Here is a 3,132-nt window from a genome sequence, read left to right as displayed (position 1 = left end):
ATGTTCTTTAACAATTTGGAAAGCTGATATTAATAGTAATCAATCAAAATTGAGTAACTGAGAAATCGAAAGATGACTTTTTACTCTACTTGACTGAATTGCTTGTTATCAATCGATGATTTGATAGCAAGGCAATTCTTCCGATTAGCTTGTCATTCATGCAGCATAACTTAGACAGAAGTCAAAAGGCTGTTTGGGGTTGTATGGTTAAGTGACGAAGCGTATACGGTGGATGCCTTGGCAGTTAGAGGCGATGAAGGACGTGTAAGTCTGCGAAAAGCTGTGGTGAGCCGACAAAATGCATTTGAGCCACAGATGTCCGAATGGGGAAACCCACCTATTTATAGGTATCGTTAACTGAATACATAGGTTAACGAGGCGAACGAGGGGAACTGAAACATCTAAGTACCCTTAGGAAAAGAAATCAACCGAGATTCCCCTAGTAGCGGCGAGCGAACGGGGAGCAGCCCTTAAGCTGTTTAGAATTTAGTGGAATCCTTTGGGAAGAGGAGCGATACAAGGTGATAGCCCTGTACACGACGGATTCTTTACAGTGAAATCGAGTAGGTCGGGACACGTGTTATCTTGACTGAATATGGGGGGACCATCCTCCAAGGCTAAATACTCCTAACTGACCGATAGTGAACCAGTACCGTGAGGGAAAGGCGAAAAGAACCCCTGTGAGGGGAGTGAAATAGAACCTGAAACCGTATACGTACAAGCAGTGGGAGCCCTTCGGGGTGACTGCGTACCTTTTGTATAATGGGTCAGCGACTTATATTTAGTAGCAAGGTTAAGTGAATAACGGAGCCGTAGCGAAAGCGAGTGTTAACTGCGCGTTTAGTTGCTAGGTATAGACCCGAAACCCGGTGATCTAGCCATGGGCAGGTTGAAGGTTGAGTAACATCAACTGGAGGACCGAACCCACTAACGTTGAAAAGTTAGGGGATGACCTGTGGCTGGGGGTGAAAGGCCAATCAAACCGGGAGATAGCTGGTTCTCCCCGAAATCTATTTAGGTAGAGCCTCGGACGAATTCCATTGGGGGTAGAGCACTGTTAAGGCTAGGGGGTCATCCCGACTTACCAACCCTTTGCAAACTCCGAATACCAATGAGAACTATCCGGGAGACACACGGCGGGTGCTAACGTCCGTCGTGGAGAGGGAAACAACCCAGACCGCCAGCTAAGGTCCCAAAATATTGCTAAGTGGGAAACGATGTGGGAAGGCATAGACAGCTAGGAGGTTGGCTTAGAAGCAGCCACCCTTTAAAGAAAGCGTAATAGCTCACTAGTCGAGTCGGCCTGCGCGGAAGATGTAACGGGGCTAAGCAATATACCGAAGCTGCGGCAGCATGTTTACATGCTGGGTAGGGGAGCGTTGTGTAAGTGGATGAAGGTGAGTTGTAAAGCTTGCTGGACATATCACAAGTGCGAATGCTGACATGAGTAACGATAATGGGAGTGAAAAACTCCCACGCCGGAAGACCAAGGTTTCCTGTCCCATGCTAATCAGGGCAGGGTAAGTCGGCCCCTAAGGCGAGGCAGAAATGCGTAGTCGATGGGAAACGGGTTAATATTCCCGTACTTATATAATCAGTGATGGAGGGACGGAGAAGGCTAGGCAAGCTTGGCGTTGGTTGTCCAAGTGAAAGCGAGTAGGCCGAGTGTTTAGGTAAATCCGGACACTTAAAGCTGAGACGCGAGACGAGCCACTACGGTGGTGAAGTTGTTGATGCCCTGCTTCCAGGAAAAGCTTCTAAACTTATGATTATATGAACCGTACCCCAAACCGACACAGGTGGTCAGGTAGAGAATACTAAGGCGCTTGAGAGAACTCGGGTGAAGGAACTCGGCAAAATTGTACCGTAACTTCGGGAGAAGGTACGCCCCTGTTTGTGAACACTTTACGTGGTAAGCAGATGGGGGCCGCAGTGACCAGGTGGCTGGGACTGTTTATTAAAAACACAGCACTCTGCAAACTCGTAAGAGGACGTATAGGGTGTGACACCTGCCCGGTGCCGGAAGGTTAATTGATGGGGTTAGCGTATGCGAAGCTCTTGATCGAAGCCCCGGTAAACGGCGGCCGTAACTATAACGGTCCTAAGGTAGCGAAATTCCTTGTCGGGTAAGTTCCGACCTGCACGAATGGTGTAACCATGGCCACGCTGTCTCCACCCGAGACTCAGTGAAATTGAAATCGCAGTGAAGATGCTGTGTACCCGCACCTAGACGGAAAGACCCCGTGAACCTTTACTACAGCTTGGCACTGAACATTGAACCTACATGTGTAGGATAGGTGGGAGGCTTTGAAGCACAGTCGCTAGATTGTGTGGAGCCGTCCTTGAAATACCACCCTTGTATGTTTGATGTTCTAACATTGGTCCCTAATCGGGATTGTGGACAGTGTCTGGTGGGTAGTTTGACTGGGGCGGTCTCCTCCCAAATAGTAACGGAGGAGCACGAAGGTTAGCTAATCACGGTCGGACATCGTGAGGTTAGTGCAATGGCATAAGCTAGCTTAACTGCGAGACAGACACGTCGAGCAGGTACGAAAGTAGGTCATAGTGATCCGGTGGTTCTGTATGGAAGGGCCATCGCTCAACGGATAAAAGGTACTCCGGGGATAACAGGCTGATACCGCCCAAGAGTTCATATCGACGGCGGTGTTTGGCACCTCGATGTCGGCTCATCACATCCTGGGGCTGAAGTCGGTCCCAAGGGTATGGCTGTTCGCCATTTAAAGTGGTACGCGAGCTGGGTTTAGAACGTCGTGAGACAGTTCGGTCCCTATCTGGTGTGGGCGTTGGATGATTGATGGGAGCTGCTCCTAGTACGAGAGGACCGGAGTGGACGAACCGCTGGTGTTCGGGTTGTCATGCCAATGGCATTGCCCGGTAGCTATGTTCGGAACGGATAACCGCTGAAAGCATCTAAGCGGGAAGCCGGCCCAAAGATGAGTCATCCCTGACCTTTAAGGTCTGGAAGGGTTGTTATAGACGATGACGTTGATAGGCAGGGTGTGGAAGCGTTGTAAGGCGTTAAGCTAACCTGTACTAATTGCCCGAGAGGCTTAACCATACAACGCCCAAAAAGCTTTAGGCTTTTGAGTGTTGTAGACAAGCTAAAGTAAG

Annotated in this window: 1 rRNA gene; it reads left to right on the top strand. The window is 49.4% G+C overall.

Features of this window, described 5'->3' with window-relative positions:
* The first annotated feature begins 205 nt into the window (after window positions 1–205).
* A 23S ribosomal RNA gene (locus ACGHAV_RS16895) occupies window positions 206–3,079 on the top strand.
* Window positions 3,080–3,132: the final 53 nt, after the last annotated feature.

Source organism: Alteromonas sp. MTD1, assembly GCF_042848195.1.
In the GTDB taxonomy this organism is placed as follows: Bacteria; Pseudomonadota; Gammaproteobacteria; order Enterobacterales; family Alteromonadaceae; genus Alteromonas.
This window is presented reverse-complemented; position numbering and strand designations above follow the sequence as displayed.